Origin of the sequence: Rhodoferax sp. (assembly GCF_013297935.1) — a bacterium.
Classification (GTDB): domain Bacteria; phylum Pseudomonadota; class Gammaproteobacteria; order Burkholderiales; family Burkholderiaceae_C; genus Allorhodoferax.
Genome location: NZ_JAAFIX010000009.1, coordinates 80167 through 104987, shown reverse-complemented (window position 1 = coordinate 104987; position 24821 = coordinate 80167). Strand labels below are relative to the sequence as shown.

Annotated in this window: 22 protein-coding genes; 5 read left to right on the top strand and 17 right to left on the bottom strand. The window is 63.7% G+C overall.

The features are described 5' to 3' along the window. Nucleotides 1-2 precede the first annotated feature (2 nt). On the bottom strand, nucleotides 3-1019 hold the full coding sequence (locus QZW03_RS13350) for a phospholipase A (RefSeq protein WP_296510503.1): 1017 nt from the start codon (nucleotides 1017-1019) through the stop codon (nucleotides 3-5). Continuing rightward, on the bottom strand, nucleotides 1016-3157 hold the full coding sequence (locus QZW03_RS13345) for a UvrD-helicase domain-containing protein (RefSeq protein WP_296510502.1): 2142 nt from the start codon (nucleotides 3155-3157) through the stop codon (nucleotides 1016-1018). The genes QZW03_RS13350 and QZW03_RS13345 overlap by 4 nt, the downstream gene beginning before the upstream one ends. Nucleotides 3158-3401: 244 nt before the next feature. Here QZW03_RS13345 and QZW03_RS13340 point away from each other — a divergent pair, with 244 nt between their 5' ends. Beyond that, the gene (locus tag QZW03_RS13340; RefSeq protein WP_296510501.1) at nucleotides 3402-4382 is read left to right on the top strand and encodes an AEC family transporter; all 981 of its coding nucleotides are present in this window, start codon (nucleotides 3402-3404) and stop codon (nucleotides 4380-4382) included. Nucleotides 4383-4514: 132 nt separating this feature from the next. Further along, nucleotides 4515-4874: a hypothetical protein gene (locus QZW03_RS13335; protein WP_296510500.1), complete on the top strand. Its 360-nt coding sequence runs from the start codon at nucleotides 4515-4517 to the stop codon at nucleotides 4872-4874. Between the two features lie 62 nt (nucleotides 4875-4936). On the opposite strand, the gene priA is transcribed toward QZW03_RS13335, so the two are convergent. From priA to QZW03_RS13315, 4 genes are all read right to left on the bottom strand, one after another. Further along, nucleotides 4937-7075: a primosomal protein N' gene (priA, locus tag QZW03_RS13330; protein WP_296510499.1), complete on the bottom strand. Its 2139-nt coding sequence runs from the start codon at nucleotides 7073-7075 to the stop codon at nucleotides 4937-4939. 373 nt (nucleotides 7076-7448) lie between these two features. Continuing rightward, entirely contained in the window at nucleotides 7449-8612 is a 1164-nt protein-coding gene (hemE, locus tag QZW03_RS13325; protein WP_296510498.1) for a uroporphyrinogen decarboxylase, read from the bottom strand. Between the two features lie 102 nt (nucleotides 8613-8714). Beyond that, entirely contained in the window at nucleotides 8715-9125 is a 411-nt protein-coding gene (locus tag QZW03_RS13320; RefSeq protein WP_296510497.1) for a CoA-binding protein, read from the bottom strand. A 34-nt stretch (nucleotides 9126-9159) separates the two neighbouring features. Beyond that, the gene (locus tag QZW03_RS13315) at nucleotides 9160-11313 is read right to left on the bottom strand and encodes a thioredoxin family protein (RefSeq protein WP_296510496.1); all 2154 of its coding nucleotides are present in this window, start codon (nucleotides 11311-11313) and stop codon (nucleotides 9160-9162) included. A gap of 213 nt (nucleotides 11314-11526) precedes the next feature. Between QZW03_RS13315 and QZW03_RS13310 the strand changes: the two genes are divergently transcribed. Together QZW03_RS13310 and QZW03_RS13305 are read left to right on the top strand one after the other, a co-directional pair. After that, nucleotides 11527-13590 (top strand): ATP-binding protein, encoded by a 2064-nt coding sequence (locus QZW03_RS13310; RefSeq protein ID WP_296510495.1) that lies wholly within the window; start codon nucleotides 11527-11529, stop codon nucleotides 13588-13590. Between the two features lie 9 nt (nucleotides 13591-13599). After that, a complete protein-coding gene (locus tag QZW03_RS13305) occupies nucleotides 13600-14436 on the top strand; it encodes a creatininase family protein (protein ID WP_296510494.1) in 837 nt (278 codons plus the stop codon). Nucleotide 14437: 1 nt separating this feature from the next. Here the strand turns inward: QZW03_RS13305 and QZW03_RS13300 are convergent, their stop codons facing one another. From QZW03_RS13300 to QZW03_RS13280, 5 genes are all read right to left on the bottom strand, one after another. Then, nucleotides 14438-15454: a CapA family protein gene (locus tag QZW03_RS13300; RefSeq protein WP_296510493.1), complete on the bottom strand. Its 1017-nt coding sequence runs from the start codon at nucleotides 15452-15454 to the stop codon at nucleotides 14438-14440. Beyond that, nucleotides 15451-15858, bottom strand: coding sequence for a hypothetical protein (locus QZW03_RS13295; protein WP_296510492.1), 408 nt, complete (start codon nucleotides 15856-15858; stop codon nucleotides 15451-15453). Before QZW03_RS13295 ends, QZW03_RS13300 begins: the two co-directional genes overlap by 4 nt. 46 nt (nucleotides 15859-15904) lie before the next feature. Beyond that, nucleotides 15905-16270 (bottom strand): hypothetical protein, encoded by a 366-nt coding sequence (locus tag QZW03_RS13290; protein WP_296510491.1) that lies wholly within the window; start codon nucleotides 16268-16270, stop codon nucleotides 15905-15907. A gap of 52 nt (nucleotides 16271-16322) precedes the next feature. Next, nucleotides 16323-17552 carry an ammonium transporter gene (locus QZW03_RS13285; protein WP_296510530.1) on the bottom strand — a complete coding sequence of 410 codons (1230 nt, stop codon included), beginning with the start codon at nucleotides 17550-17552 and terminating at the stop codon, nucleotides 16323-16325. 268 nt (nucleotides 17553-17820) lie between these two features. Next, nucleotides 17821-18489, bottom strand: a complete 669-nt coding sequence (locus QZW03_RS13280; RefSeq protein WP_296510490.1) for a histidine phosphatase family protein — start codon at nucleotides 18487-18489, stop codon at nucleotides 17821-17823. A 155-nt stretch (nucleotides 18490-18644) separates the two neighbouring features. Between QZW03_RS13280 and QZW03_RS13275 the strand changes: the two genes are divergently transcribed. Next, nucleotides 18645-19397 carry a heme-binding protein gene (locus QZW03_RS13275; protein ID WP_296510489.1) on the top strand — a complete coding sequence of 251 codons (753 nt, stop codon included), beginning with the start codon at nucleotides 18645-18647 and terminating at the stop codon, nucleotides 19395-19397. 317 nt (nucleotides 19398-19714) lie between these two features. On the opposite strand, the gene QZW03_RS13270 is transcribed toward QZW03_RS13275, so the two are convergent. From QZW03_RS13270 to QZW03_RS13245, 6 genes are read right to left on the bottom strand one after another with little or no spacing between them, the layout of a single operon-like run. Further along, a complete protein-coding gene (locus QZW03_RS13270) occupies nucleotides 19715-20680 on the bottom strand; it encodes a threonine dehydratase (protein WP_296510488.1) in 966 nt (321 codons plus the stop codon). Beyond that, nucleotides 20677-21642 carry a PhzF family phenazine biosynthesis protein gene (locus tag QZW03_RS13265; RefSeq protein WP_296510487.1) on the bottom strand — a complete coding sequence of 322 codons (966 nt, stop codon included), beginning with the start codon at nucleotides 21640-21642 and terminating at the stop codon, nucleotides 20677-20679. Before QZW03_RS13265 ends, QZW03_RS13270 begins: the two co-directional genes overlap by 4 nt. 46 nt (nucleotides 21643-21688) lie before the next feature. After that, entirely contained in the window at nucleotides 21689-22561 is an 873-nt protein-coding gene (locus tag QZW03_RS13260; RefSeq protein WP_296510486.1) for a PhzF family phenazine biosynthesis protein, read from the bottom strand. A gap of 25 nt (nucleotides 22562-22586) precedes the next feature. Further along, nucleotides 22587-23210 carry a glutathione S-transferase gene (locus QZW03_RS13255; RefSeq protein WP_296510485.1) on the bottom strand — a complete coding sequence of 208 codons (624 nt, stop codon included), beginning with the start codon at nucleotides 23208-23210 and terminating at the stop codon, nucleotides 22587-22589. Between the two features lie 4 nt (nucleotides 23211-23214). Further along, nucleotides 23215-24441 carry a PLP-dependent aminotransferase family protein gene (locus tag QZW03_RS13250; protein WP_296510484.1) on the bottom strand — a complete coding sequence of 409 codons (1227 nt, stop codon included), beginning with the start codon at nucleotides 24439-24441 and terminating at the stop codon, nucleotides 23215-23217. Nucleotides 24442-24490: 49 nt separating this feature from the next. Beyond that, nucleotides 24491-24820 (bottom strand): DHCW motif cupin fold protein, encoded by a 330-nt coding sequence (locus QZW03_RS13245; RefSeq protein ID WP_296510483.1) that lies wholly within the window; start codon nucleotides 24818-24820, stop codon nucleotides 24491-24493. Nucleotide 24821: the final 1 nt, after the last annotated feature.

The following is a 24821-nucleotide window of genomic DNA, read 5'->3' as shown; positions in this document are numbered from 1 at the left end:
GTTTACCAGTCCAGCAGCGTCAAGCCGACGCTCAACACGGTGCGCTTGCGGTTGTAGTCCATCAAAGAGTCGCCATAGCCACTGAAGAGTTCCGTGTGCAAGCGCAAGCTGCTGCGGTTGGCATTGTCCGGAGCGCTGCCTATTTTCTTGAACCACGCAATGCGGACCGAGCCGCTGTCGCTTGTTTGCAGCGAATGGCGCAGGGTCAGTGCAAGTGAGTTCACCGCGTCCACGTTCCACACCGTCGACAACTCGGCGCGCCCGATGCGGTCCACGATGTCCGGGTTGTCGTCGCTGGCGCTGTCTTCCGGAATGCGCTGCCACAGCGCACCGGTGATCGAGATTTTGTTCCCCAGTTCCAGGCCCGCACGGCCGATGATGCGGTTCCAGCTGCGCGAGAGCGGCAGGCTCTGGCCGTTGCTCTGGTGGTTGACGCCGATCCCGCCGTATCGCAGTCGCCAGCCGGAGGGCAGTGCCGACTTCACCGGAAAAATGTAGATCAGCTCCGGCTCGTGGTCGGTGGCACGGAAAGGGCGCGAGAGATCGGCGTTAAACAGCTGCCAGTACGACTGCTGGCTGTAGGCAAACCACAGTGAATCCAGCCGGTTCGGATCACCGCCAGTGAGCAGACCTTGCGCAATTTTGGTCCGCACCGAGAGGTTGATGCGGGTCTCGCTGGTGGTGTAGGGCTGGAATGTGCCGGTGTGGTCTGTGGCGGGTGAGGTGGGGGCGGTGTTCACACTGTCTGACCCGATGACGGCCAGGCTGATAGGGCGATAACCCCGCAAGCCGAAGGTGCCGCAGTCGCTGGCCGGCTCCAACTCCCAGAACCGCGAGAGGGAGGTGGCTGACGGGTTCTTGCAACTGACCACTTCAAGCGGCACCGGCGTCTGTGCCGGCGGTACTGCCGCTACGGCAGCATTGCTGGCAAAAGCATCCGTGCCATTCGGGGCTTGAGCCCAAGTGGAATATGCGCCGATAGCTATAAAAAATATAGCAAATGACGGTAGGTGCTTCATGACTTCTCCGCTGCGTTAGCAGCTGTGGCAAGGGCTTTGGCCGCAAACTCGGCGCGCAGAGCACGCAGTTTTTCGCGGGGGTCTTCTTTAGCGGTGGCGGAGTCCAGTGCCATTTCGGCAATGAAGCGGCTGGGTAGAGCGGCCACCATTTCACGGCCCTTTTTGCGTCGGCGGGTCCAGCTCACGGCCAGGCTGCGCTGGGCGCGGGTGATGCCGACGTACATCAGCCGTCGCTCCTCTTGCAGGCGCGCGGCGATTTCTTCGTTGGCGGACTCGTGCTCCAAGGTTGAGCCGCCTAGGGTGTCGGCCCCGTCGCCCAGCTTGAAGGGCAGCATGCCTTCGGTCACGCCGACCAGCATCACGTGCGGCCATTCCAGGCCCTTGGATGCGTGCAAGGTGGAGAGGGTCACCACGTTCTGGTCTTTTTCGCGCTCGCTGATGGTGGAGAGCAGGGCAATGGTTTGCGACACTTCCAGCAGGTTTTTGACTTCCCGGGTGTTGGTCACACCGGCAGCGTCGTCAATCTGGCCGCCGCACCGCTGGGCCATCCATTCGCAGAACTCGATCACATTGCTCCACTTGGCGGAGGCTGCCCCCTCGCTGTCTTCGCCGTCATAGAGGTGTTTTTCGTACCCGATCTCTTTGAGCCAGTCCATGATGAAGGCCAAGGCCGCCTCAGCACCCTCGGTGTGGCGGGCGCGGTATTCCAGGTCGTTGATGTAGCGCCCGAACTCATGCAAGCTGCCCAAAGCCTTGGCGCTCAGCACGCTGGCGAGCGACGACGAAAACAGCGACTCAAACAAACTCAGCTTGTACTGGGTGGCAAAAGTGCCCAAGGTGCCCAGCGTGGTGTGGCCGATGCCCCGCTTGGGCGTGGTCACTGCGCGCAGGAAGGCCGGGTCATCGTCGTTGTTGCTCCAGAGCCGGAACCAGGCGCACAGGTCGCGGATTTCGGCCCGGTCAAAAAAGCTCTGCCCGCCCGAGACTTTGTAAGGAATGCCCGCCTTGCGCAGCGCCTTCTCAAAGGGCTTGGCCTGGTGGTTGGCGCGGTACAGCACCGCAAAGTCGCGGAACTCTTTGTACTGCTTGCCTTGCGCGTCCGGCACGCCCCCACCAATTCCGTTGGCGCGCAGGCTCTGGATGCGGGCCACGGCGCGCTCGGCCTCGTGCTCCTCGTTGTCGGCATCCACCACCCGCACCGGTTCGCCCTCACCCAGCTCGCTGAACAGCGTCTTGGGAAACAGCTTGGGGTTGGGGCCGATCACATTGTTGGCTGCCCGCAGGATGGCGCTGGTGGAGCGGTAGTTCTGCTCCAGTTTGATGACCTTGAGCGTGGGAAAGTCGACCGGCAGTTTTTTCAGGTTGTCCAGCGTGGCGCCGCGCCAGCCGTAGATGGACTGGTCATCGTCCCCCACGGCGGTAAAGCGGGCTTTGTCGCCCACCAGGTACTTCAGCACCTCGTATTGGGTGGCATTCGTGTCCTGGTATTCGTCCACCAGCACATGGCCCAGCAGGCTCTGCCAGCGGGCGCGCACCTCGGGGTAGTCCCGCAACAGCTTGAGGGGCAGGCTGATCAGGTCATCAAAGTCCACACTCTGGTAGGCCACCAGGCGCTCTTCGTAGCGGGCCATGGCGGTGGCGATGATGCGCTCGTTGTCGTCTTCCGCCGCCGCCAGCGCCTGCTCACTGTTCAGGCCGGCGCCTTTCCAGGCGCTGATGGTCCACTGCCACTGGCGGGCAGTGGCCGTGTCGATGATGCCGCCGGCGTCTTTGATGATGCTGGTGACGTCGTCGCTGTCCAGAATACTGAACTGCGGCTTGAGCCCGAGCACCGAGCCGTCTTCGCGCAGCATGCGCACACCCAGCGCGTGGAAGGTGCACACCACCACATCCTTGGCAGCTTTGCCAATCAAGTGTTTGGCGCGCTCGCGCATTTCGGCGGCTGCCTTGTTGGTAAAGGTGATGGCCGCAATCCGGTTGGCCGGCATGCCCATTTGGATCAGGCGGGCGATTTTGTGGGTGATCACCCGTGTTTTACCCGAGCCGGCACCCGCCAGCACCAGGCAGGGCCCGTGCAGGTAGTTCACGGCTTCCTGCTGGGCGGGGTTCATGCCGTGGTTGGCTTGGGGGGCAGACATAGGGGGATGGAGGACCTGACGTGCGGGGAGCGGGCAATCTTAACGGGTTGCCGGTTTGCGCATGGAGGGCTGGTGTTCGCTCACTCAGGAGATAGGGTGCATTGCGCCGTTCGTGTCCCCCGCCCGCCGGAGCGGGCTCCTCCTTGACCTCACTGTGCAATACACCCCACCTCCTGAGTTCGAGGTATGTGGCGCATGCCACGCCGAAAAGGGCCATCCTCTTGTTTCCCTGACAATGGCGGCCATGCTGCAAATCCTGACTGTTACCTTTCCTTTTTTCGCCTTGGTGCTTTGCGGCTATCTGGCGGCGCGCAAGGGCATGTTGCCGCTGGCGGCCATCCCCGGGCTGAACGGGTTTGTGCTGTTTTTCGCGCTCCCCTGCATGTTGTTCCGGTTCGGGGCCAGCACGCCCATCGGTGAGTTGCTGGACGTGAGCCTTGCACTCACTTACCTGCTGTGCGCCTTGGTGATGGTGGCATTCACGGTGGCAGTGACGCTGCATGGTCGCATTGGCTGGAACGACGCCGCTTTCGGCGCGCTGGTGGCGGCGTTCCCCAACACCGGTTTCATGGGGGTGCCGCTGTTGGTGGCCCTGCTCGGGGCCAAGGCCGCAGGGCCGGCGATTGTGACCATTCTGGTGGACATGGTGATCACCTCCTCGCTCTGCATCGCGCTCTCGCGCTTGGGGGGCGATCCGGCGCAGGGCGGTGTGTCGGCGGGGCAGGCGGCCAAAAATGCGCTCAAGGGCGTGGCCGCCAACCCCATGCCTTGGTCCATCCTTCTGGGCGCAGTGTTCTCAGCCTTGCAGCTCGAGCTGCCCAAGCCAGTGGCATCTACCCTGGGCCTGCTGGCAGATGCGGCCTCGCCGGTGGCGCTGTTCACCATCGGTGCGGTACTAGCACGCTCGCAAATGCTGGCCAAGGACGACGAGACGCACGAGGTGCACTGGCAGGAATATGTGCCGGTGGCGCTGATCAAACTCTTTTTGCACCCCCTGCTGGTATTGCTGGTGGGCGTGTCGGCCGTGAGCGCGGGCGTGCACATCGACAAATTTGCACTCACCGTGCTGGTGTTGCTGGCCGCCTTGCCGAGTGCGAGCAATGTGTCGCTCCTGGCCGAGCGCTTCGGGGCGGACAACGGCCGCATCGCCCGCATCATTCTGGTGTCCACCGCCGCAGCATTCTTTACCTTCTCGGGTGCGGTCGCCTTGATGGTCGGTATATAACTGCTATGTTTTTGGTAGCTGGTTGCGCAATAGATACCAGGGTTAGGGGCGGATTTCATTTAAATATGCCGCTGCCCTTGGGCTTGCCGGTGGCATTGCACTGCGTTGCACAATAGCGCCATGGACACCTTGATGAACCTTGTTTCCGCCATTCTCCGCACCGCCCTCAAGCTGGTGCTTATTGCCGCTGCGGCGGTGTTTGCGCTGAGTCTGATCTTCGTGGGGCTGGTCAGCCTGGTGTGGGTGCTGCTCAAAGCGCTCCTCACCGGCCGCAAGCCGGCTTTTGTGACCACGTTTCAGCGTTTCAACCAAGCCAGGCAGCAGTTCAAGCACGGAGGTTTCCGGGCCGGGCCGTCAGCTGCTGGCGGTTTTTCAGGCGGATTCGGACCGCGTGGCAACGAGGCCGAGGTGGTCGATGTCGTGGATGTGCAGGCCCACGAAGTGCGCAGTGATCAAGCATTGCCCTACGGTCCCAAGACCGACAGACATTAAGACTGCTATTCATTTTGTAGCTGCTTGCGCATGTCTGATGTGGGCTAAGCCCGCTTTTTAACTCAAATCGCCAACGGATCCACATCAATCGCCCAGCGGATCAGGCCTTTGCATTCGGGTTGGCTGCGGGTGGCGTGCAGCACGCTTTGCCAGGCGGTCAGGAACTGCTGCAGCGTGGCGCGTGATGGGCATTCAATCAGCATCTGGGCCCGCTCTATATTGGCGACCCGCTGGATGGCCATGGGTACGGCGGGGTAGAGGAAGACTTGGGCCAGCGCCTCGGCCCAGCCGTCCCACGTAGCCATCTCGGTCTGGGCGAAGGTGCGGGCGGCGTTCAAGAAGGCTTGCGCCGCTTCCTGCGTCTTGGCCTCGGCCCGCACCAGCGCCTGGGCGCTGAAGGGTGGCATGTTGGCTTGCTCGCGCTCTTGGAGCTGCTGCGCGGCAAAGGTGGGGTAGTCGTGTTTCTTGAGGGCGGCGTAGAGGCCGTGCTCGGGCTGAAAAGTTTGCAGCCACACCTCGCTTTGTGCGCCCAGCGACGCATCGCGCCCGGCCCGGCCTGCGGCCTGCATCAGCAAACTGAACAAGCGTTCGGGCGCCCGGAAGTCGCTGCTGAATAAAGCGCCGTCCGGGTTTACTGCTGCGACCAGCGTGATGCGGCGGAAGTCGTGGCCCTTAGCAATCATTTGCGTGCCCACCAGCACATCCACGTCGCCGGAGTGCACGGCGGCCAGTTGCTCTTCGAGCTGGCCTTTGAGTTTGGTGCTGTCGGCGTCGATGCGGGCGATGCGGATCGGTTCGCCCTCCGGCTTGTCGGGCGTGACAGAGCCGTGACGCCGCACATCCACCAGCAACTCGGCCAGGTGTTCTTCAATCTGCTCAGTGCCGCGCCCGAAAGGGGCGATGTCGACGTTGCCACAGTCCGGGCAGGCGCGCGGCACCCGCTCGGTAAAGCCGCAGTGGTGGCAACGCAGGGTGCGGTCGATTTTGTGGAACACGCGAAACGCGCTGCAGTGCGGGCACTCGCTCTTCCAGCCGCAGTCTTCGCAGGTCAGCACCGGGGCGTAGCCGCGCCGGTTCAAAAACACCATGCACTGCTCGCCGCGTGCCACCCGCTCGGTGATGGCTGCAATCAGCGGGGTCGAGAAGATGGCCCGCCGGGGCTGGTGGTTCATGTCCACCCGCCGCACTAGGGGCAGGCGTGCGGCGTCTCCCACGCGGCTGGGCATGTGCAGGCGCAGATAGCGCCCTCCTTCCTCAGCCGGCCGGCTGTGGTGCCAGCTTTCCAACGAGGGCGTGGCCGAGCCGAGAATGACTTTGGCACCATCGAGCTTGCCGCGGTACACCGCGAGGTCACGCGCCGAGTAGCGGGCGCCTTCGCCGCTTTTGTAGCTGGGGTCGTGCTCTTCATCGACCACGATCAGCCGCAGTTTGGGCAGAGACGTAAACACCGCCATGCGCGTGCCCAGCACGATGCGGGCCGCGCCACCGTGGGCACTGAGCCAGCTTTTGAGGCGCTGCGGGTTGGTCATGCCGCTGTGCAGGCTCACCACCGCTTGCTCGCCATAGAGCGGGGCAAAGCGGGCTTTGAAGCGCTCTTCCAACTGCGGCGTGAGGTTGATCTCCGGCACCATGATCAGGGCCTGGGCGTCCGGGTCGGCGGCCAGAAGTTTGTGCACGCAGTGCAAATAGACCTCGGTCTTGCCGCTGCCAGTGGCGCCGAAGAGCAAAAAGGGGCCGCTGTTGCTGTCAATCTGTGCAATCGCGGCAGCTTGCTCAGGCGTGAGGGTCGGTGCGGCCAGCACGGCTCCGCCGGCACCGGCATCCGCCTTTTTGCGCTTGAGGCGGCGCGCCATTTGCTCGGGGTTCAGCTCGCGCAGCTGCGGGGGCAGGGCGGCCAGCGCCACTTCGCCGGCCGAGCGCTGGTAGTAGGCGGCGGTAAAGCCCAGCAACTGTTGCCACGCCCGGCTGAGGGGCGGAATTCCTTCCAGCACGCCCGCAATGTCGCGCACCTTGGTCGGGTCGAACTCGCCGGTCGCCTCCGCAGTGGTGGCGTCCCACACCACGCCCAGGGTCTCGCGCTTGCCCAGCGGCACCCGCACCAAGGTACCCGCCGGCAGCAGCTGTTCGCTGCGGTAGGTGAGTACCGGACCCAGCGCGGCATGGGCGGGGGTGTGCACCAAAACGGGCAACCAATGGCTCATGCCGGGGCTCCGGTGGCCGCTGAGGTTCTCAGGATATGGAATGGCACTTGGGGCTACTTGTTGAGGTGAACTTGCGGAGTCTGCGCTAAGTCCTTGATTTACATGCCGTTTACGCTTGATCCAAGTTTTCTGTGGATAACTTTGTTGATATGTGCCTTTGGCGCCGCTTCAGGCCTTATAAATCAAGGGTTTTCTTACGCTGCCCAGAAAAAAAGCAAATCCGCAAACCTATATAAATCAAGCACTTAGAAGCGCTATGGGTTTTGTAGCGCCACCCACCCGAATGGGGGAAGGGGTAAACCCTAGCCCCCCGATTTTGTGCATAACTAAGCGATTGGAACTTTGTTTTTCTGAAAAAAACGTGCTATGGAATTCAGGCACGCATGGTTTTGGAGTGGCTGTGCACTGCGGCCACCAGCGCCGCCACATGCTCCGGCGGGGTGTATTGGCTGATGCCGTGGCCCAGATTGAAGATGTGGGTGGGGCCGGTTCCAGTGCCTTGGTAGGGGGTTCCAAAGCTGCCGAGTACCTTGGCCACTTCGGATTCAATAGCAGCCGGTGGCGCAAACAAGACGTTGGGGTCGATGTTGCCTTGCAGCGCCTTGCCGGGGCCGTTCTCAACACCACCCACCAAGGCGCGCGCTTTGGCAAGGTTCACAGTCCAGTCCAAGCCCAGCACTTCGCAGTCCAGCGCCTGCATGTCTTGCAGCCACAAACCACCGCCTTTGGTGAACACAATGCGCGGCACCACTTTGCCATCAGTGCCGAAGCGCTTGAGCTGCTTCAGGACGCGGGCGGTGTAGGCGAGGCTGAATTCTTGGAACGCGCCATCGGCCAGCACACCGCCCCAGCTGTCAAACACCATCACCGCTTGGGCGCCGGCGTCGATCTGGGCATTCAGGTAGGCGGCTACCGAATCGGCGTTGATGGTCAGCATGCGGTGCATCAGGTCCGGGCGGCTGTACATCATGGTTTTGACCAAGCGGTAGTCGTCGCTGCCTTTGCCTTCGACCATGTAGCAGGCCAGCGTCCAGGGGCTGCCACTGAAGCCGATCAGCGGCACGCGGCCCTTGCCGTCCACGGTGAGTGCTTTGCGGATGCTGGAGACGGCGTCAAACACGTACTGCAGCTTGGCCATGTCGGGCACAGCGAGCTTGGCCACGTCAGCCTCAGTCTTGATGGGGCTGGCAAAACGAGGGCCTTCGCCTTGCGCGAACGACAGGCCCAGGCCCATGGCGTCCGGCACGGTGAGTATGTCGCTGAACAAAATAGCCGCATCCAGCGGGTAGCGCTCCAGCGGTTGCAAAGTCACCTCAGTGGCGTACTGGGTGTTGGTGGCCAAGCCCATAAAGCTGCCGGCGGTGGCGCGGGTGGCCACGTATTCCGGCAAGTAGCGGCCGGCCTGGCGCATCAGCCACACAGGGGTGTGAGCGGTGGCCTGGCGCATGCAGGCTTGCAGAAAAGTGGGGTTGTGCAGGCCGTCGAAGGTGGTGGCCTGGGTCGTGAACGCGGTGCTGGTGGGGGTGGTGTCGGTCATGGACCGATTGTCGCAGTTCATAACACCGCCGCCTTTGTCTTGCCTCAAGTCAAGGCGCAATGGCCGCGCCGGAGCAGGTGCAGGGTCCGGCAGACGGCGGGCTCAGCGGAGGGCGCGTGCGTGCTCAACCAGCAGGCACTTGTCCTGCACGCACAGCAGGCCGGCAGCCTGTGCTTGGGCCAGTGCAGCGTCGTGGCGGATGCCCAGCTGCAGCCAGATGGCGGGCGCGCCGATGGCGATGGCCTCTGCCACCACCGGCGGCACGTCGTCGCTGTTGCGGAACACGTTCACCAAGGCAATGGCTTCATGCGCCGCCGCTTCAGTGAGGCTGGGGTAGGCTTTTTCGCCCAAAATTTCTGCCGCATTCGGGTTGATCGGCACGATGCGCCAGCCTTGCTGTTGCATATAGGCGGCGACCTTAAAGCTTTCGCGGTGCGGCTTGGGCGACAAGCCCACGACCGCGACCGTGCGGGGCGGGTGCAGCAGGCTGCGGAGGGTTTCGGCGTCGGTCATGGTGTGCAGCGTGGTCGTGGAGTGGAGCGGTAATTCACAACGCGGCCACGACGCGCAGGACCTCACCCGGGGTGAGCAGTTCGGTCAGCACCACCGGGGGGCGTCCGGGGGCGTAGAGCACATACACCGGCACGCCACTGCGGCCGAGTTGCTCCAGCGCACGGGTGATGGCCGGGTCACGCCGGGTCCAGTCGGCGCGCAAAAGGGTGACCTGTTTGGCGGCAAAGGCAGCCTCCACCTCCGACTGGTTCAGGGTGGTCTGCTTGTTGACTTGGCAGCTAATGCACCACGCGGCCGTGAAGTCCACAAACACCGGCCGCCCTTGCTGCAGTGCGGCCTGCACCGCGCCCTCAGACCAGGCTTGCCAGCTGCCGCTGCCGCTGCCGGCCTCAGCCGGTGCGCTGCCGGAGCGGGTGGCCTCGGTAGATTTGAAGCCAAATTGCCATGTAGCCCCCGCCGATAGTGCGCAAGCAGCTATCGAAATCATAGTAAATGCCACCCTGGCGCGCCCGCTCTGACGCAGGGCCCACACCAGCAAGCACGTGCTCAGGAGCAGCAGTAGCAAGCTGGCGGCGCCATCGACACCGGCCAGGTGGCCGAGCACCCAGACCAGCCAGACCACGGTGGCCGCCATCGGGAAGGCCAGAAAGTGCTTGAGCGTTTCCATCCAAGCCCCGGGGCGCGGCAGCCACCGGCCCATGGCCGGCCACCAACTTGCCAACAAGTAAGGCAGTGCCAAGCCCAGGCCCAGGGCCGCAAACAAGCCCAAGGCCTGTGGGCCGGGTACGGTCATGGCGTAGCCCAGCGACGCACCCATGAATGGCGCCGTGCACGGCGAGGCGATCGCGACGGCCAACACCCCCGACAAAAACGCTTCGGCCACCGGATGGTGCAGGCGTAGCCCAGCCCAGCGGTCGGGCACAACGCTGCCTATGTGCAGCCAGCCGGCCAGGTTCAGAGCCAAAAGCGTGAACAGCAGGGCCAGAACAGCAATGACCGCGGGGGACTGCAGCTGGAAACCCCAGCCCAGCTGCTCGCCACCGGCCCGCAGGGCCAGCAACAGGCCGCCGAGTGCCATGAACGACAGCACCACCCCGGCGGTGTAGGCCAGTCCTTGGGCGCGTTGCTCCGCCCGGGAGCGGTGGCCTTGCGCGGCGAAGCTCAGCACCTTGATCGCCAGAACCGGAAACACACAGGGCATGAGGTTCAAAATGAGCCCGCCCAGCAAGGCGCCGAGCACCATCCACACCCAGCCTCCGTCGGGTGCTGGGGCCATGGGCGGGTTGGAGCGGGCGTTGCTGTCCAGCGCGGCCTGCAAAGCAGCAGGCACGGTCGCCGCAGCGGCGACGGGCGGCCAGCTGCCGGTCACGGTAGATTCCGCGCGCAGGCTCTCCGTGCCGCCTGCGCTCAGGACCCACGCCATGCGCTCGGGCGATGTGTGGCGCTGCGGGGCATAAGGCACCCACGCCTGCCAGGTCGTGCCGCTCCAGGTTTGTTGACGTGGCTGGAGTGCGCCTTGGCGCAGGCTGTCGGCGGGGCTGGGCAGGGCTGTGGTGTCCAGCACCTCTGTGGTTTCGGGTAATGCCAGCAGAGCCCGCCCGGTCCAGGCCGGGGGCAGGCCGGAGACTTGCAGGCGCAAGCCTTCGGGTTCGGCTTGGGCCTCGATCTGGCCGCTCCAGGCCTTGGGCGTTGCCGCCCACGCCGCCTGAAACAGTGCGGCGCTGGCCACCGTGGAGCCTTGCGCCGGTACACGCACCGAGAAGCGGCCCTCTTGAGGAATGCACTCTTCCTTGCAGACCAGCCAACTGACCGCTAACTGAATATCCGCACCGGAAGGAGAGCCGGTCGCCTTGAAGTCCGGCCCCACCTTCACGGGGACCGGCAACACGACATCCCCCTCGTAGCCGAGGTTGGCCAGGGTGCCGATCGCAATTTTTTGCGGCACCGGCCAGGCAATATCTCCGGCGCTCAGCCCGGCCGGCAGGGTCCACTGCAACTGGGTGGGCAGGCCGGAGTCGCCGGGGTTTTTCCAATAGGTGTGCCAGTGCGGCTGGTGCTGCAGCCGCAGGCCCAGCCACAGGGTGCCACCGGGGGTGAGCCCGTCAGGCGCGTGCACCAAGAGCTCTGCGTTGACCTGGTCGGTCCGGAGCGTTGCACCGGCGGCCGTGCCGCCCAGTGCAGTCGCCATCGGGGCCGAAGAGGTGCCAAATTGGGCTTGAGCCCCCGTGAAGACTGCGCAAGCTGCTACAAGAAACAGAGTGGCCTGTAGGCCGCGCCAGCGTGCGGAAGGAGAGAATTTGTTCATCTGCGGGTCTGAGCCGGTGGGCGGGATTTAGTTCCTCGCACGGCCGTGGGTGGGTGGGTGGGTGGGCTGGGTTATAACAGGCGCATCCGGTTGACAGTGCCCGATGTGCTTGACCCCCGGCCTGCCCGCCTTGATACTGCGACAGCTTGGCTGCACAACCTTTGGAAAGGCCTGTTCCGCGTGAAGTTTCCGAGTTTTTCACTGCGTCAGACGCTCATGTTCGGTGTGGCCGCGGGCATTCTGCTGCCTGCCTTGTTTTTTGCCGGCTTCCAGATCACCAGCAAGCAGGAGACTGAGGTGGCTCTTCGGGTTGAGGCGCCGCTCAAACAGTATGCCGACGTCTTGTCACGCGGTATGGCGGTTGCAGTGTGGAATCTCGATCGGGGGGTGGCCATCGAGCTGGTCGAGGCGGTAATGCGCAACCCGGACGTCGTCAGCGTGACGGTCACCGACGAGTTCGGCGAGAGCTTTGTCAAGCGTGGCGACGTGCAGGGTGCCGTGGATAGCCAGCGGGTGGAAGAGCGGGAGATCACTTACAACGGTGCACGCGTGGGCAAACTGATGGTCATGATGTCCACCCGCCGCGTCGAAGCCGAAGCTCGCGCGGATTTGATGCGCTTTGCCGGGGCCCTGTTGCTGCAAGTGGGCTTGGCGTTTGCATTCATTTGGCCCTTGTTTAACACCCGCATCGTGAAGCCGATGTTGCGACTGCGTGAGAGTGCGCTGCGCCTTGCACGTGGCGACCTGTCTGAGTCAGTGGCGAGTCCCAAAAATGACGAAATGGGCCAACTCGCCAATGCGCTGGATGGCATGCGAATAGACCTTGGTGCCCTCTTGAGTGAGCGTGAGCAAAAAACACTGGCTTTGCAGCGGGAGCTCGAAGAGCGGGCCCGCACCGAGCAGGCCCTGCGCGACAGCCAAGCCAAGTTTGCCGCCATTTTTGATGCCTCGCCGGTAGCTATGTCGGTGTCCACTTTCGAGGGTGAGGTGCAGACCCTGGACGTGAACACGGCGTGGGGCCGGGTGTTCGGCATGGACCGCGCCGGCGTGATCGGCAGCAACGGCAAACGCGTGGGCATCTGGAAAGACCTTGAAGTCCGCAAGCAAGCCCTTGACACGCTGCAAAAAACCGGTGAGTTGAGTAATTTCCAGGCTTGGATGCGTCGCGGCCTCTACGGTGCTGAGATCTACTGCGAACTGTCCGGGCGGGTTGTCACACTGGCGGGCGAGCGGGTGCTGATCATGGCGTTTGACGACATTACCGAACAACACCGCTACGACGAAAACATTCTCCAGCTCAATGCCACCTTGGAGCACCGCGTTCAGGAGCGAACTCAAGAGCTGACCGATGCCTTGGGCCAGCTGCGGGCCGCCCAATCTGAGCTGGTGCGTGCCGAGAAAATGTCGGCACTCGGGTCGCTGGTCGCCGGCATCGCCCACGAGTTAAACACCCCGATCGGCAACAGCCTCACGGTGGCCAGCACCTTGCAGGACCATGCCAGCAGTTTTGCCCAGAGCATGAGCAAGGGCTTGACCCGCAGCCGCCTGGATGAGTTCGTCACCAACACCCAGCAGGGCGCGGGCATTTTGATGCGCGGCTTGCAACACGCCGCAGAGCTGGTATCGAGCTTCAAGCAAGTGGCGGTGGACCAGACCAGCCTGAACCGCCGCAGCTTTGAGTTGCACCACACGGTGTCTGAAATTCTGTTGACCCTCGGGCCCACGATCCGCAAATCACCGCACGTGGTGACCTCCGACATTCCTCTGGAAGTGGTGCTCAACAGCTACCCCGGACCCTTGGGGCAAATTTTGACCAACCTGATCAACAACGCCTTGATCCATGCGTTCGACGAAAACGGCGAACCCGGCACCATCCATATCAGTGCCTGCCTCGATGGGGATGACCGCTTGGAGCTGCGCGTCTCCGACAACGGTCGGGGCATTCCCCCTGCCCACCTCGCGCGGGTGTTTGACCCGTTCTTCACCACCCGGCTCGGACAAGGCGGCAGCGGACTGGGGCTCAATATTGTTTATAACCTCGTGACCAAGACCCTGGGCGGCACCATCGATGTGAGCAATGTGCCAGGTTCCGGTGCGTGCTTCCGTATCCGCATGCCCTTGGTGGCTCCGGTGATCTCGCCGGAAGTGGCGGCTGGTTAAGATGGTGTGATGCACCCTCCCTCCCGTTTTTGGGCGGACTGGACCAGTCCGCAATTCGAAGCAGCCCGCGCCGCCGGCACCCTGGACCGCCTGATTGCGGTGTTGCCCGTCGCAGCGACCGAACAACATGGCCCGCACCTGCCTTTGCAGGTCGACAGCGCGCTGGTGGATGGCGTGGTGGCGCAGGCGCTGCCGCATCTCGCAGCCGATGTGCCTGCCCTGTTTTTGCCCACACAGGCGGTGGGTTTCAGCCCCGAGCATGCACAGTTTGCGGGCACGCTGACCCTGAAGGCCGAAACGGTGATTCGTCTCTGGACCGAAATCGGCGAATGCGTGGCCGCCACCGGCGTGAAGCGCATGGTGATCTTCAACAGCCACGGCGGCCAGGTCGGCCTGATGGATGTGGTGGCCCGGGACTTGCGGGCACGGTTGGGGCTGCTGGTCTACAGCGTCAACTGGTTCGGGCTGCCCCTCACCGCGCCGGGCGGCAGCGATGTGAATGCGCTTTTCAGCGCGCATGAACACCGCTTCGGCATCCATGCGGGGGATGTTGAAACCTCGATGATGCTGGCCTTGCGCCCGGACCTGGTGAACATGGGCCAGGCAGACAACTTTGCATCGACGTCCGAAGACCGGGCCAAAGCATTCCCCATTCTGGGGAATGGCAAGAGCGCAAAACTCGGCTGGCAAATACAGGACTACAACCCGACCGGTGCCGTGGGCAACGCCGCTGCGGCCACCGCCGTCAAAGGCGAGGCCGTGCTGTCGGCCGCGGGGCGGGCCTTGGCCGGCTTGCTGTCAGAAGTTCACGCCCTGCCTGAGGACACCCTCAAGGCGCGCCCTTGAGTTAGTCCTGCGCAATGCACCCTCGGGTGCCGGTTTCGCCACGGCTCCAGCAGGGCGTGGCGCGGGTCAGGTCCGGAGCCGGAATGCCTTGTAGGTCGATCTGGACCGCGCGGGTGTCAAAACTGCGCACCCCTTGCTGGTCGAGGCGCAGCCTCAGCACCCAGGCGCGGCGCTGGTTGTCATTGTCGGTTTCTTTCATGACGAAATTACCCACGCTGTAAATGATGGGCTTGCCCCGGTGCTGCTCAATGTCTTGCGTCACATGCGGGTGACCGCCAATCACGGCGTCGGCTCCGGCATCGATCATGCGGCGAGCCAGTGCGCGCTGGCGGCTGTTGGCCACCAGCTCGTTTTCCCAACCCCAGTGCATCACCGGAATCACCAGGTCTGCGCGGTGCACGGTGCGGGCCGCGCGAATGTCGGCCACTACCTGCTCGTCTTCACTCCAGGCGCTGCCGGGGGCATCAAAGTCCGCCTCAAAACTGCGCGGCATGAATTCGTTGTAGCCCAGCAGCGCAATGCGCAGGCCTTTGCGTGTGAGGACCAGCGGGGCATGTGCCTCGGCCAGATTGCGGCCGCCGCCGAAGTACTGCAGCCCGGCGGCGGGCAGCAGGGTCAGCATTTCGGCAAAGGCTTCGCGCCCGTAGTCGCCGGAGTGGTTGTTGGCCAGGGCCAGTGCGTCAAAGTGGCGCTTGAGCACCGGCAGCGTCCGCGGGTGGGCCCGGAAGGTGTAGTTTTTGTCCCCCGCCGAGCCAGTGGTGGCCACCACGCATTCGAGGTTGCCCACGCGGATGTCGGCCTTGGCAAAAAACTCCCGGAATCCGCCGAAAGGGTCTTCGCCCCGCTCGATCATGGCGCCTGCCACATCGTCGAGCACGATGTCCCCGGCAAACACCAGGGTCACCGGCTCCGCCGGGAGTAGTTCCGCAGCGAATGCAGCCGTGCTGCCAGCGACGAGCGCAGCCCACAGCCACGCCGAGCGCACATGGCGCAGCCACCCCAGGGGCTGCGCGCTCATGGTTGCACCCCGTGCAGTACGCACTCGTATTGCAGCTCGCGCTCAACCGGACCGGCATATACAAATTGCCTGCCGCTCAAACGCTGGCCCTGCGGCTCGCCGGTGAAGGGCGGGTAGTAGTTGACCTGCTGCACCAGCACCGGCTGGGTGCGGGTTTCGAGGTAGGCATAGGTTTTGATGTAGTCCGGCTGCGCACCTTTCCCCACCACCACGGCCTTGAAGCGAAAGCGCCCGCCCACATCGACCGACGCCACCGGGTAAGGGTCCTCCACCGCGGTGGCCTCCAGGGTCTGGGTGCTACCGGCGTAGGTGAGCTCGCAGCGGAGCAGGGGGGTGGCTTGACTCAGGGTGCTGGCACAGCTGAATGCTGCGCAGGCCCACAGGCGTGAGGAAAAACGATGCATGCGCAGATTGTGCCGACGATATCCGCGGTCCGGCCGCGGGTTTTCCTCAGCGGATGCCGCGTATGTAGCGGTGCGCCTCCTGGGCGCTGGCCCCGATCAGGGAGTCGGATGCGCCGGGTGCCGCCCCCGAAAAAGGGGCCGGGCGGCTTGTGGCGCCCAGCATGCCCATCAAGCGGTCGCGGGTCGCGGGTCGGGGGGGATGGTGGGGCTCCATGGCCAGCTCCAGCTTGGCAGCCCATTCGCCGATGTCGGCGTGGCCGTCGTCCTTGGCTGCGGCCCGGGCGAAGCGGATGATTTCGGCCGCGTATTCGGTGTTGCTGGCCATCCACTCGGTGTCGGTTACCCGGCCGGTTTTACGGCGTAGCAACACATGCAGGTGGGCGGCAATCGCCAGTTTTTCGCTGTTCAACATGCAACACTCCTTGGCAGCCCCGAGCGGCTGCAAACCGTTTCAAACTACGTCATCAGCCCCCGATGTGCTCGCGGTGCTGCGACACATCCAGGCCCACCAGCTCTGCGTTGTCATCGACCCGCAGGCCCACAATAACCTTGGTCAGCCAGAGTAGCGCCAGGCTCATGGCGCCGCTGTAGACCACCACTACCAACACGCCCAGCGCCTGGGTCGCCACACTGCCGGTCACGCCCGAAATGCCTTTGCTGGCAAACACCCCGGTCAGCAAGGAGCCCACAATGCCCCCGATGCCGTGCACCCCGAACACGTCGAGCGAGTCATCGGCGTTGAGCATGCGCTTGAGGCCGGTAGCCCCCCAGTAGCAGGCCACCCCCGCCACCAGGCCAATGACCAGCGCGGAGCCGGGCGCCACAAAACCTGCCGCGGGCGTAATGGCCACCAGCCCTGCCACCAGACCGGAGCACAGCCCCAGCAACGACGGCCTGCCGCGCATCAGCCACTCACCCAGCATCCAGCTGATAGCGCCGGCCGAGGCCGCAATATGCGTCACCGCCATGGCCAGGCCGGCACGCCCGTCGGCAGCCACCGCCGAGCCGGCGTTGAAGCCGAACCAGCCCACCCACAGCAAGCCCGCACCCACCATCGTCAAACCGAGGTTGAAGGGCTCGAACGGCTCCTTGCCATAGCCCTTGCGGGCGCCCAGCATGTAGGCGCACACCAGGCCGGACACACCTGCGTTGATGTGCACCACCGCGCCGCCGGCAAAGTCGAGCACGCCCATTTGCACCAGCCAGCCACCGGGCTCCCACACCCAGTGGGCAATCGGGGCGTACACCACCACCGACCACATGCCAATGAACAGCAGCATGGCCGAGAAGCGCATGCGCTCCACCAGCGCGCCCACAATCAGCGCCCCGGTAATGATGAAGAAGGTGAGCTGGAACATGGCGTACACCGACTCCGGAATATTGGGCGCCACGTGGCTCACCGCCACCATGCCGGCCTCTTTCAGGTAGCCCAAGCCGCTAAACCACAGTCGCTCGGTGCCGCCTAGCCATGCGGAGCCGGGGGTAAAGGCCAGCGAGTAGCCCACCGCAAACCACAGCAGGCTGAGCAACGCCGCCACCGCCACCACACTGGCCATGGTGTTGATGACACTCTTCTTGCGCACCATGCCGCCGTAAAACAAGGCAATGCCGGGCAAGGTCATCAACAACACCAGCGCGGTGCTGGTCATCATCCAGGCGGTGTCTGCACTGTTGATGGTGTCTTGCTTGGCCATAAAAGGTTTGGTGGGCGCGGGAGTAGGTGCAGGTGCGGCGGGCGCTGCCACCACCGCGGGTGCTGCCTCGGTCACGGGACCGCTGGCCACGGTTTGCGCTTGCGTGCTCAGCGACCAGCTGAGTGCGACGATACCCGCCCATAGTGCGAGGGCGGGCCGACCTTTTTGGTGCATTGTGATCCTCGGTGTGTTCCAACACAGGGCACAAAGCACGAGCTATGCCAGACCCGTCGCCCGCTGTTCCAGAGGCGACGCGGGCGCGACACCCTCAGGAGTAGGTCACCCAATCCGCGTGGGCTGCATCGTCCAGGTGGGGCAGGGTGTTGTAGGTCACCAGCATGTGGCGCTTGGGGGTGTAGGCCAGCTCGGTGACCGAGCTGTTGCGAATGCGCAGGTTCAGCTCAATCGTGGTCTCAGGCGTGGTGCCCAAAATGTGCCCGACCGCGGTGGAAATGGGCCCGCCGCTGCTCACCACCAGCACATTGCCGGTGTGCGACTTGCGCACATGGTCCAGCGCGCTGGTCACGCCGCGCACAAAGCTGTCGTAATCGGGCATGCCTTGCGGGCTGATGACACCGTTCATCCACTGCGTGAGGCCGTCGCGCAGCAGCCGGAAGTGGTGGCGGTACACCTCGGGCGTGTCGGGCTTGGCCAGCGGCGCGGGATGAATGGCTTTGATCACCGCCTCGCTGTCGTATTCATTCAGTCCCGGCCACTCCAGCGGCTGGTGGGCGAGCCCCGCACCCTGCGCAATGCCCGCCCAGGTCTGGGCGTGGCGCTTGAGCGTGCCGGTCATCACCGCCTCAAACTGCAAGCCCTTGCCCGCAAAGTACTCCCCCAGCCGCACGCTCTGCCGGTGGCCGAGCTCGCTCAAGTTGTCATAGTCTGCAGCGCCAAACGAAGCCTGGCCGTGGCGTACAAGGTAGAGGTTTCCCATGGGGAGGATTTAAGCCTAAATGGCACCGAGCCCATGTAGTGTTTGCGACAGTAGCTATGAAAATAATAGCAATCTGCTTCGGTAAATCTGGACGGGATGCCCACTGCAAAATCTATATTGATGGTGTTGCAGGAGGGCGAAGGCGGAAAATACCTATGGGTATTTTGGTGAACCATAAAATACAAAAAACTACTATCGAGTATTTCATGGTCAATTCACTTAATACCGTATCCAACGCCCGACGGTGCGTGGCTCGCATGCTGGCGATTCCCGCAGTTTTTTTGGCGGCAATGCTCACAGTCGTCAGTGCTCAAGCACAACTGTTTTCGCTTGAGCAGCCTAAGTTTCAGTTGCTGGACAAAGAAGCAGATTTTGAATTGCGAAGATACAGCCCCATGATCGTTGCTGAGGTGACGGTTCAGGGAGACCTGACCAAGGCCGGCAAAGAGGGGTCTCGATTGGTCAAGCAGTACATTTTCCGAGAGGGGGCGAACGCTTCGTTAGACCAGGAAAAACAAGCACCCGACAAAATTTCAATGACTGTTCCTGTCACCCTGGAGAAGGTTCCTGAGAAGATTTCCATGACGTTGCCGGTCACCATGGAAGCACAATCGCCGTCGACTTACCGGTTGCACTTTGTCATGCCATCGAGCTACACGTTGGACACTTTGCCAAAGTCCGCAGATCCCCGGGTGACAACGCGCGCCATACCCGAGCAAAAATTTGCTTCTGTCCGTTTCTCTAAATTCAGCACAGAGGCCAACGTAGCAGAGCAAACAGTGATGCTGAGAAGCTGGATGGACAAGAAAGGGCTGGTGCCAAACGGATTGCCGCAGTTTGCAAGGTATGACCCACCTTCCGTGCCACCGTTGCTTCGGCGCAGCGAGATTTTGATTCCAGTCCAATAGCGTTGTGTAAAAACCCTATCGTCGATCGCATTTAAGTTCGGTGCACCGCGAAGGCTAAGCCGACGCCGATACACAACGCCACGCAAGAGTTGGTCGCGCACTGGTTGGCAATGTGCGTCTCTGTTTTGCAAATTGTCACTCGGTGCGTAACAAAAATACTGATCAGACATATCGCCACCCGGACACGGTGATGTCAGGGCAGCCTTCGTTGATATCGATCAGTTTATCCGCCTGAATCGCGAATTCGGTAGGCTTGTTTGTGGTGGTTTATGTGTAGAAATGGCCTGTAGCGCCCGTAGATATTGCAATAGCAGCTATCAATTCCGCAGCACCTCCGCCAACACCGCCGAGTCCACATTCCCCCCGCACAAGGTAATCCCCACCGTCTGCCCTTTCAGACTATCGCGCTCCTGCATGGCCGCCGCAAAGCTGGCCGCGCCCGCGCCTTCGGCCACGTTGTGGGTGCAGGCGAAGAGGTCGCGCATGGCTTGGGCGACTTCGGCGTCGGTCACTCGCACGAGGTGGTCAATGGCGCCCATCAATATCTCCAGCGCCTCGGGGTCGGCCACGCGGCAGGCCATGCCGTCGGCCAGTTGGGTGGTCACGGGCGCTTCCACCACTTTGCCGGCTGCGAATGAGTCGGCATAGGTGGTGGCGTGGGCGCTCACCACGCCCACGATGCGAGCCTTGTGCTGGAGTGCCCGCTTGGCCGCCACGGCGCTGCAGGCACCTGAGCCTTGGCCGATGGGCACATAAATCACATCCAGCTCGGGCGCGGCCTTGAGCAGTTCCCACCAGTAGGTGGCCACGCCGCGCAGTAGGTCGGGGTGGAAGCTGGGCACCATGTGGGCGCCGCGCTCGCGGGCCAGGTGCATGGCGTGTTCGCGGCTCTCTTGAAAGTCGGTGCCGTGTTCGATGAGGGTGACGCCCAGTGCGCGCATGGCGGCGTTCTTTTCCACCGAGTTGCCGTGCGGGACCACGATGGTGCAGGGCACGCCGTGCGCCCGTGCGGCCCAGCCCACGCTTTGGCCGTGGTTGCCGCGGGTAGCGCCCACCACTTCGGCGGGCATGGCACCGCGCTGGGCCAGCCGGTCAAAGTAAGTTAGGCCCCCGCGGATTTTGAAAGCGCCCACCGGCGTGTGGTTCTCGTGCTTGACCCAGCAGGTGGTGCCCAGCCGGGCACTGAGCTGGCCCCAGCGGTACTGTGGGGTGGGGCCGAATTCGCGGTACACCACCTGGGCGGCAGCTTCGATGTCGTTCAGGGTGGGGAGCAATGGGTTCATAGAGTGACCTTTCCTTCCATACAGGTGACCGAGTTGCCGCCGACCCAGACTTGGCCGGTGGCGTCTTGTTCAATCCACACCCGCCCGGCACGTCCCAGGCAGGTGCCTTGGGCGGCCACGTAGCGGGCCGGGGCCACTCCGTCGGCAATCAGCCACTGGGCCAGACTGGCGTTGAAGCTGCCGGTGACCGGGTCCTCCAGCACGCCGATGTCGGGCGCGAAAAACCGCACCTCGACCGAGGGTGTGTCGTCATCCGCGGGGCTGGCACCCGCATCGCGGGCACCGTCCGGGTGGATGAAGGCGCGCGCTTCCCGGTTGCTGCGCACTATCAAATCAGGAGCTGCTGGCGCAGTTTCCATGCCGGCTACACCCACGCCGGGCACCAAATCTTTGAGTGCCGCAGCATCCGGCTGCAGGCCCAGCACGGTGTCCATGCTGTCGAGCAGCAAGCCCAGCCAGGTGGGGCCGTTGTTGAGCCACTGCGCTGCCAGAATCTGCTCTGCCTGCAGGCCCAGCGCCGCCGCCACACGGGCGATCAGCGCTGCATCGGGCGTGCTGCGTTGCAGGCTGGGCGCGGCAAAGGCCAAGCGCGTACCGTCGCGTTTGAGCTTGACCAAGCCTTTGGCGCACTCTTGCACGATGGTGCCTGCCGCCTGGGGCACGCCCCCCGCCTCTAGCCACGCGTGGCAGCTGCCCAGCGTGGGGTGGCCGGCAAAGGGAAGCTCATCGCCCGGGGTGAAGATGCGCACCCGGTAGTCGGCACCCTGGGCCGCAGCCTCGGGGCTGGGGGGCAGCAAAAACGTGGTCTCAGACAGGTTGGTCCAGTTGGCAAAAGCCTGCATGGCTTCGGCGCTCAGGCCGGTGCCGTCCAGCACCACGGCCAGTGGGTTGCCGAGGTAAGGCGTGGCGGTGAACACGTCCACCTGGGCAAAGGGGCGGGCGCGGGCGGGGGCTGCGGTCATGGCAGGAGCCTTCGGGAATGAGGTGGGATGAGGTGAGGAAGGGTGTTTACAGGGTGGCCGTGCCACGCAGGCAGGTGACCGAGTCGCCACCCACCCAGACTTGGCCGCCTGCGTCCTGCCGGATGTGGAGGCGGCCTTCGCGCTGGATGCAGGTGCCTTGGTGCACGAGGTAGCTGGCGGGCATGTACTCGTCCGCGATCAGCCACTGGGCCAGGCTGGCGTTCAGGCTGCCGGTGACCGGGTCTTCGTAGATGCCGTTCAGCGAGGCAAAGGCGCGCACCTCCAGCTTGCCTGCTATCGAAACTGTAGCTGCTAGCGCAGTATCTACGGCGGCTACACCCACTTTTACCCCTAAATTCTTGAGGGCGGGGTGGTCGGGCTGCAGTTGCAGCACGGTTTGCCTGTCGTCCACCAGCACGCCCAGCCACTCGGTGCCGTTGCTCAGGTGCTGGGCCGAGATGATTTGCCTGGCCGTCAGGCCCAGTGCGTGCGCTACCTGGGCCAGCAAGCCGGGGCTGGGGTTTTTGCGTTGCGACACCGGGGCGGCAAACGCCAGGCGCGTGCCGTCGCGGCAAATCTGCACCAAGCCCTTGGCGCACTCCTGCACGATGCGGTCTGCCGCTTTGGGCGTGCCACCGGCTTCCAGCCAGGCGTGGCAGCTGCCCAAAGTGGGGTGGCCGGCAAAGGGCATTTCCCCGCCGGGGGTGAAGATGCGCACCCGGTAGTCCGCGCCCTGTGCGGCGGCTGCCGGTGTGGGGGGCAGCAAAAACGTGGTCTCAGACAGGTTGGTCCATCGTGCAAAGCCCTGCATCTGCGCATCGTTCAGGCCACTGCCGTCGAGCACGACGGCCAGCGGATTACCCAGATACGGCTGGGCGGTGAACACATCGACTTGGGCGAAGGGGCGGAGCTGGGGCACGAGGAGCCTTTTGAGAAAAAGCAGGTTATGAAATCGGGAGATCGAGCACGCCGCGGGTAGCGGGGCGCGCCAGGATGCTGGCAAACCAGCGCTCCAGGTGCGGCCACGCCGGGCGGGGCTGGGGCAGCGCGAACCAGCGGTGCACGTCGCAGGCCACGGGAATGTCGGCCATGCTGAAGTGCTCGCCGCCCACGTAGGCCCGGTCCGCTAGGTGCGCGTTGAGTTGGGCCATGGCGGGCTCGGTGGTGGCCACCGATTTGGCGATGACGGCCGCGTCCCGCTTGTCTTCAGGCGTGCGGAACCACTGCAAAAAAGCACCACCACTGCCGATGTTCAGGGTGGTTTGTTGCCAGTCCATCCAGCGCTCGGCGTTGAATCGCTGCGCCAAATCCTGGGGGTACAACTCGGCAGTCCCATATTTGGCGCACAGGTAGCGCACGATCACGTTGCTCTCCCACAGCACCAGTTCGCCGTCTTGCAGGGTGGGCACCAGCGCATTGGGGTTCATTGCCAGGTACTCGGGGGTTTTGACCACCCCGAAGGCCATGCCCGCATCGCTGCGGGTGAAGGCCACACCGGTTTCCTGCGCGGCCCACACCACTTTACGTACGTTGAGCGAACTCAGGCGCCCCCAGATATGGACCGCCATGGTGCTAGCTCCGTTGGGCGTGAATGGCTTCGGCCAGTGCGGCCACACCGCGGTGGATTTCTTCCACGCTGGGGGTCACAAAGCTCAGGCGCATGGCGCGGGCATCGCCCTGACCGGCGTAAAACGGCGCGCCGGGCACAAAGGCCACGCCCTTGTCCACCGCCTTGGGCAGCAGGTCTACGGCGTTCATGCCGGTAGGCAGGCGCGCCCACAAGAACATGCCACCGGCGGGGGTGTTCCAGGTGAAGGTGCTGTCGGCGTTAGCCGCGTCCGGACCTTGCGACTCGGGGAAGTGCTTGGCTAGAGCTTCGAGCATCGCGTCGCGCTGGGCCTTGTACAGGCTGCGGATGGTGGGCACATGGCGGTCCAGGAAACCGTTTTGCATCACCTCAAAAATCAGGCGCTGGTTGAAGCCGGGGCTGTGCAGGTCAGCCGCTTGCTTGGCTTGCAGCAGCTTGGGGTACACCGCCTTGGGCGCCACGATAAAGCCCATGCGCAGGCCGGGCGCCAGCACTTTGGAAAATGAGCCGAGATAAATGCCGCCTTCGGGGTTGCGCGCGGTCAGCGGGGCAGGCGGGGCCTGGTCGAACCATAGGTCGCCATAGGGGTTGTCTTCCATGATGGGCAGGCCGGTGCGCGCCGCTTGGGCGCTCAGGGCGGCGCGGCGCGCCTCGCTCATGGTGCGGCCGGTGGGGTTCTGGAAGTTGGGCAGCACATACAAAAAGCGGGCATCGGCCGACTGGGCTTCCAGGTCGGCAAGGTCCAGGCCCTCGGCGTCGCTGGCCACGCTCACCACATTCGGCTCCATGGGCATGAAGGCCATGACCGCGCCCAGGTAGGTGGGGGACTCGACCAGCACTTTGCTGCCTGCGTCGATCAAGATTTTGGCGACCAGGTCCAGGCCCTGCTGGGAGCCGGTGGTGATGAGCACTTGGGCAGGGTCTACATTCCAGGTCACGCCGGCAGCGGCGCTCTGGGCTTGGAGCTGGGCGGCCACCATTTCGCGCAGCGGGCCGTAGCCCTCGGAGGCTGCGTATTGCAGGGCGCCTGCGGGATCGTCGCGCAGTACCTTGGCGCAGGCGGCTTCAAATTCGGCCACGGGGAATGTTTTGCTGCTGGGCAGGCCGCCGGCAAAGCTGATGATGCCGGGCTTCTCGGTCACTTTGAGGATCTCGCGGATCACCGAGGGGTTCATCTTGGCGGCACGTGCGGCCAGGGTCCAATGCGTCATAAAAGCTCCAGAGGGATTCAGTGTCGTTTTTTCAGTGTTCAAGGTTCACTCAGTCCACCACAAACAGGGTGGCGCCCAGGGGCGCGGTTGAGCGGTGGGGTTCCGCATTGTCGGCCACTTGGTAGCTCATGCCGGGGCGCAGGGTGAAGCTGCGGCCGTCTTCCAGTTCGGTATGCAGCTCGCCCTGCAGGCATAGCAGGATGTGGCCTTTGACACACCAGTGGTCTGACACATAACCCGGCGTGTACTCCACCATGCGCACCCGCACATTGCCAAAGTGTTGCGTGCGCCACAGCGCGCGGCCAGCCTGGGCACTTTTTTCTTCGGCCGGGATGGTGGACCAGTCGGTGGTGCCAAAGGGGATGTTGTGTAGTTCCATG

Bases quoted from the DNA above. Each gene is read 5' to 3' on its own strand.
- QZW03_RS13350 (WP_296510503.1), bottom strand. From the start codon at position 1,019: ATGAAGCACCTACCGTCATTTGCTATATTTTTTATAGCTATCGGCGCA.
- QZW03_RS13345 (WP_296510502.1), bottom strand. From the start codon at position 3,157: ATGTCTGCCCCCCAAGCCAACCACGGCATGAACCCCGCCCAGCAGGAA.
- QZW03_RS13340 (WP_296510501.1), top strand. From the start codon at position 3,402: ATGCTGCAAATCCTGACTGTTACCTTTCCTTTTTTCGCCTTGGTGCTT.
- QZW03_RS13335 (WP_296510500.1), top strand. From the start codon at position 4,515: ATGAACCTTGTTTCCGCCATTCTCCGCACCGCCCTCAAGCTGGTGCTT.
- priA (WP_296510499.1), bottom strand. From the start codon at position 7,075: ATGAGCCATTGGTTGCCCGTTTTGGTGCACACCCCCGCCCATGCCGCG.
- hemE (WP_296510498.1), bottom strand. From the start codon at position 8,612: ATGACCGACACCACCCCCACCAGCACCGCGTTCACGACCCAGGCCACC.
- QZW03_RS13320 (WP_296510497.1), bottom strand. From the start codon at position 9,125: ATGACCGACGCCGAAACCCTCCGCAGCCTGCTGCACCCGCCCCGCACG.
- QZW03_RS13315 (WP_296510496.1), bottom strand. From the start codon at position 11,313: ATGGCGACTGCACTGGGCGGCACGGCCGCCGGTGCAACGCTCCGGACC.
- QZW03_RS13305 (WP_296510494.1), top strand. From the start codon at position 13,600: ATGCACCCTCCCTCCCGTTTTTGGGCGGACTGGACCAGTCCGCAATTC.
- QZW03_RS13300 (WP_296510493.1), bottom strand. From the start codon at position 15,454: ATGAGCGCGCAGCCCCTGGGGTGGCTGCGCCATGTGCGCTCGGCGTGG.
- QZW03_RS13295 (WP_296510492.1), bottom strand. From the start codon at position 15,858: ATGCATCGTTTTTCCTCACGCCTGTGGGCCTGCGCAGCATTCAGCTGT.
- QZW03_RS13290 (WP_296510491.1), bottom strand. From the start codon at position 16,270: ATGTTGAACAGCGAAAAACTGGCGATTGCCGCCCACCTGCATGTGTTG.
- QZW03_RS13285 (WP_296510530.1), bottom strand. From the start codon at position 17,552: ATGGCCAAGCAAGACACCATCAACAGTGCAGACACCGCCTGGATGATG.
- QZW03_RS13280 (WP_296510490.1), bottom strand. From the start codon at position 18,489: ATGGGAAACCTCTACCTTGTACGCCACGGCCAGGCTTCGTTTGGCGCT.
- QZW03_RS13275 (WP_296510489.1), top strand. From the start codon at position 18,645: ATGGGTATTTTGGTGAACCATAAAATACAAAAAACTACTATCGAGTAT.
- QZW03_RS13270 (WP_296510488.1), bottom strand. From the start codon at position 20,680: ATGAACCCATTGCTCCCCACCCTGAACGACATCGAAGCTGCCGCCCAG.
- QZW03_RS13265 (WP_296510487.1), bottom strand. From the start codon at position 21,642: ATGACCGCAGCCCCCGCCCGCGCCCGCCCCTTTGCCCAGGTGGACGTG.
- QZW03_RS13255 (WP_296510485.1), bottom strand. From the start codon at position 23,210: ATGGCGGTCCATATCTGGGGGCGCCTGAGTTCGCTCAACGTACGTAAA.
- QZW03_RS13250 (WP_296510484.1), bottom strand. From the start codon at position 24,441: ATGACGCATTGGACCCTGGCCGCACGTGCCGCCAAGATGAACCCCTCG.
- QZW03_RS13245 (WP_296510483.1), bottom strand. From the start codon at position 24,820: ATGGAACTACACAACATCCCCTTTGGCACCACCGACTGGTCCACCATC.